The organism is Polaromonas sp. P1_F1, assembly GCF_056405795.1.
The window spans coordinates 1-4,943 of sequence record NZ_JBFUBJ010000018.1; the positions used below are offsets into that span (position 1 = coordinate 1).

Annotated in this window: 1 protein-coding gene; it reads left to right on the forward strand. The window is 67.1% G+C overall.

Translation table 11 applies throughout. The features are described from left to right. Window positions 1–126: 126 nt before the first annotated feature. A partial coding sequence (locus AC1DZE_RS23205; RefSeq protein ID WP_477700610.1) for an RHS repeat domain-containing protein occupies window positions 127–4,943 on the forward strand: 4,817 nt, incomplete at its 3' end.

Here is a 4,943-nt window from a genome sequence, read left to right on the forward strand (position 1 = left end):
TTTTCCTAAACAAAGTGTTAAAGGGGAGGATGTATTGATGAAATACCGTTGAGCAGTTCTCCAAAGGGTTGGAGGAGGGGTGAGGGGCAGGGGCCCGAGCCGGCGGTTCACCATTAGGTAGATCACATGGTTGCGATCGTCAGCGGCAATAGCCTGGGCTTGGGTTCAACGTCATTGGCCACGCTGGGGCGAGGCGGGCTGCTGGGGGCGGCCGGCCAGGGGCGAAGCGGCGAGCAGGCGTTTGTCAATGTGGCCAATGGTAATTTGGTGCTGCAGGACCGGGACGACTACCTGGTTGCGCACGGCGTGAACCTGACGGCGCTGCGCACCTACAACAGCCAGGGCAAGCTCAACGACGACAATGCCGACAACTGGTCCATGGGCGCCTATGCCCAGCAGGTCAAGCTGACGGGAACGCTGGGTGCTGCCGGCAGCACCCTCACCCGCACCGCCCGGGACGGCAGCGAGTCGGTCTACAGCTGGGACGCTGGCAGGCTCGCCTATGTGAGCACCGACGGCGCCGGCGCCTACGACACCATCAAGGCGGTCGGCAGCGACTACGTCTGGACCGACGGCGACACCGGCCTGACCGAAACGTATGAGGCCGCCACCGGGCGGCTGGCCAGCACCACGGACGCCAGCGGCACGACCGCCAGCTACGCCTACAACGCCTCGGGCCTGCTCTCCAGCATGACCAGCGCCAGCGGCGACGTCACCTACCTCGACTACGCCGGCAGCAACGTCTCCAGGGTGCGCACCGTCAGGGCCGACGGCACGACCCTCACCCGCGTGGCCTATGCCTACGACACAAGCAACCGCCTGAGCTCGGTGACGGTGGACCTCAGTCCTGAAGACGCCAGCACGGCAGACAACTATGACTACCAGACGGCCTACACCTACGACGGCGCCAGCACCCGCGTGGCAAGCGTCACCCAGAGCGACGGCACCAGCCTGACGTTCACCTACGTGCAAGTGGGCGCCGACTACCGCATCGCTACTGTCAGGGACGGGCTCAACCACACCACGAGCTACAGCTACGACACCGTCAACAATCGCACCACGGTGACCGACCCGCTCGGCCTCGTCACCCGCTACGAATACGACGCCGCAGGCCAGCTTACGAAGATCACGGCGCCAGCAATTGGCGGCGTATCACAGGTCAGCAGCTTTGCCTACAACGCCGCCGGCGACTTGACCCAGGTCACCGACGCGCTGGGCCAGGCGACGGCGATGCAATACGACGCCAACGGCAACCAGGTGCTGCAGCGCGACGCGGCCGGCAACACCATCACGCGCACCTACGATGCCCGTAACCAGCTGCTGACCGAGTCCACCTATACCGTGGCTGACCCGGACGGCGCCGGTGCCGGCCAGCCCGCCTTGCCGCTCACGACGCGCTACGTCTACGACGCTGCCAACCAAAACCTCCTGAGGTTTGTGCTCAGCCCGACAGGGCGCGTGACTGAGTTCCGCTACAACGCCTGGGGCGAGCAGGTTGCCAGCATCCAGTACAGCGCGGCAGCCTACAACGTGGCCGCCCTGGGCGCCACGGCCGTGCCCACAGAAGTGGCCATGGCCACCTGGGCCGGCGCGCAAAACCTTCTCCTGAGCACGCGCTCCGACCGGGTGCTGGACGCACGCGGGCAACTGCAGTCGGTCACGGTGTACGCCAGGGTCGACGCGGCGGGCAACGGCGTTGCCGACGGCAGCCAGTCGACCACCCAGTACATCTACGACCAGGCCGGCCTGCTCCTGAAGACCATCTCGGGGACGGCGGGCGTCAGCCTGTACACCTACGACGGCCTGGGCCGCGTGCTGTCGGTGCAGAACGCGCTGGGGCAGACCACGCTGACCAGCTACGACGACGCCGGCCGCAAAACCACCGTCAGCTTCGCCAACGGCCTGTCGACCAGCAGCACCTATGACGCTGCGGGCCGCCTCATCAGCGTCACGCAAAGCAGCGCACAGACCGCCAACCTGGGCACCACGCTTTACGTCTACGACGCCGACAACCGGCTGACGATGACGCAGGACCCGAGCGGCGTGCGGGCCTGGATGCTCTACGACGAAGCCGGCCGCAAGACCGCCGACATCGACGGCAACGGCAGCCTGACCGAATACGTCTACAACAAGAACAACCAGGTCACGCAGACCCTTGCCTACGCGAGCGCGGTGAATGTGGCCAGCCTCGTCAACGGGTCCGGCCAGCCGCTGAACCCGTCGCTGGCGGCGGTGCGGCCCCCCAGTGTTGCCGCCGACCTCAAGTCCTGGCGCGTCTACGACAGCGCTGGCCGCCTGCTCAAGACGGTGGACGGCCAGGGCGCCGTCACCGAGATGCAGTACGACGGCGCCAGCCGCCTGGTAGCCGTCACGCATTACGCCAACCTCATCTCAACCGCGGCGCTGGGTGCTGCACCGGCCGCCGGCAGTGTGGCGCCTACGGCCAACGCCGCCGCCGATCGCGTCGAGAGAAACTTCTACGACGACGACGGCCTGCTGCGCGCCAGCCTCGATGCCGAAGGCTACCTCACGGAATTGAGGTATGACAGCGCCGGGCGGCTGACCGGCCGCACCGCCTATGCCACGGTGACCGCCCAGGCCCTGCGCGCCAGCGGAACGCTGGCCCAGCTTCTGCCGGCCACGAATGTCGGCGACATCACCACACGCCTGGTGCTCAACGCCAAGGGCCAGGTGGCCGGCGAAATCGACGCCGAGGGTTACCTGACCGAAAAGGTCTACGACGCCAACGGCAACCTCACCCAGAGCATCCGTTACGCCACGGCTGTCAGCGCCGGCGCGCTGGCCGCCTTCAACGCCGGCACGACGGTTGCCGATCTTCGCCCGGTTGCCAGCGCGCAGGACCGCAGCAGCAGCGCCACTTACGACCTCCTGAACCGTGTCGCCACGTCGACCGACGCCGCCGGCACCGTCACGCTGTTCACGTATGACAGCGCAGGCAACCTGACACAAAAGGTGTCCGCCGCCGGCACCTCCGAGGCCCGCACGCTGACAGCGAAGTACGACCTGCAGGGCCGCCTGGTCGGCGAGCTCACCGGTGTCGGCAGCGCGCTGCTCACGGGCAGCCTGACGCAGGCGCAGATCGACGCCGTCTGGAGCCAGTACGGTTTGACGCACGCCTACGACGCCGCAGGCCGTCGCACCAGCACGACCGACGGCTACGGCAACAAGACGCTCTTCTTCTACGACGTCGACGGGCATCTGACGCACACGGTCAACGCGCTCGGCGAGGTGCGCGAGAGCCAGTACAACGCCCTGGGGCAGCTGACGTCCACGGTGAGCTACGGCACGCGCATCAACCTGGCCGGGCTGACAGGGGCCAATGCCGGCGGGCTGGTCAATGCCGCACTCACCGCCGCCATCGTGGTGAATGCTGCGCTCGACAGCAAGGCCACCTATGCCTACAACAGCTTCGGCGGCCTGGCCAGCAGCACCGACGCGCTGGGCAATGTCACCGCCCTGGGCTACAACGCCTTCGGCAATGAAGTCAGCCGCGTGCAGGACCTGGGCGCATCGCAAACCCTGACGCGGACCACCACGGTAGACCGGCGCGGCCTGGCGACCGGGGCCGTGCTGGATGCCAGCGGCATCAACGCCATCACGTCCGCCGTGTACGACGCCTTCGGCCGGCTGACCAGCAGCACCGATGCCAACGGCCACACCAGCAGCCGGACCTTCGACAGGCTGGGCCGCGCCGTCACCAGCGTGGATCCGATCAATGTCACGCGCAGCAGCAGCTACGACGCCTTCGACAGGGTACTCACGCAGACCGACGGCCTGGGCCAGGTGACCAGTTACAGCTATGACAAGGTGGCGCGCTCCGTCACCGTCACCACGCCTGAAGGCGTGCAGGTCACGACCGCGCAGACTCGCCTGGGCCAGACCCAAAGCGTGACCGACGGCCTGGGCAACACCACCAGCTTTGCCTACGACCTCAACGGCAACCTGCTCACCACGACAACAGCGCTGACCACCACCAGTCAGAGCTACGACCGCAGCAACCGGCTGGCCAGTACGACGGACGCCAACGGCAACCTGGTGGTGCTCGGCTATGACGCCGCCAACCGGGTCCTGGCGCGCACCCTCGATCCGGCGGGCCTGAACCTCACCACCACCTATGGTTACGATGCCAAAGGCCAGCAAGTCACCGTGACCGACCCGCTGGGCAACGTCACCCAGTTCAGCTACGACCTCAAGGGTCAGCTGACCCAGCAGGCGGTCGACCCCTTGGGCCTGAACCTCGTAACGGCCTACAGCTACGATGGGCGAGGCAAGACGCTGACGGTGACGGATCCGCGCGGCACGGTCACCCGTTACACCTACGACAAGCTCGGGCGCCGCACCCTGGAGCAGATCGACCCGACGGGCCTGAACCTCACGCGCAGCTATGCCTACGACAAGGCCGGCAATGTCACCGGTTCCACCGATGCGAACGGCAACCTCACACGCTACGCCTACGACGCGGGCGACCGGCTGGTGTTCACCGTCGATGCGGCGGGCAACGTCAGGCAGAGCGGCTTTGACGCGGAAGGCCGCGTCGTCAAGAGCACGGTGTATGCCGCGGCCCTCGCACCGGCGGACCTGGCCGGCTTGCCGGCGGCTGCCACCGTGGCGCAAATCCAGGCCAAGGTGCTTGCCACCGCGAGCTCGGACCTGGTGGAGAACCGCGTCTATGACAAGGACGGCCGGCTCACGGCCACTGTCAATGCACTGGGTGAGGTGATCAAGTATGTTTATGATGCGGCCGGCAACGTCATTGAGCGCGTGGCCTATGCCAACCGCGTGGCGATGTCGGGCGGCGGCGCCTGGGTGGCGGGAACCCTGCCCGCGCCCGTGGCAGATGCTGCCCATGACCAGCGCCTGCGCACTGTGTACGACCAGCTTGGCCGCGCCGTGCTGTCCGTCGACGGAACAGGCGCCGTCGT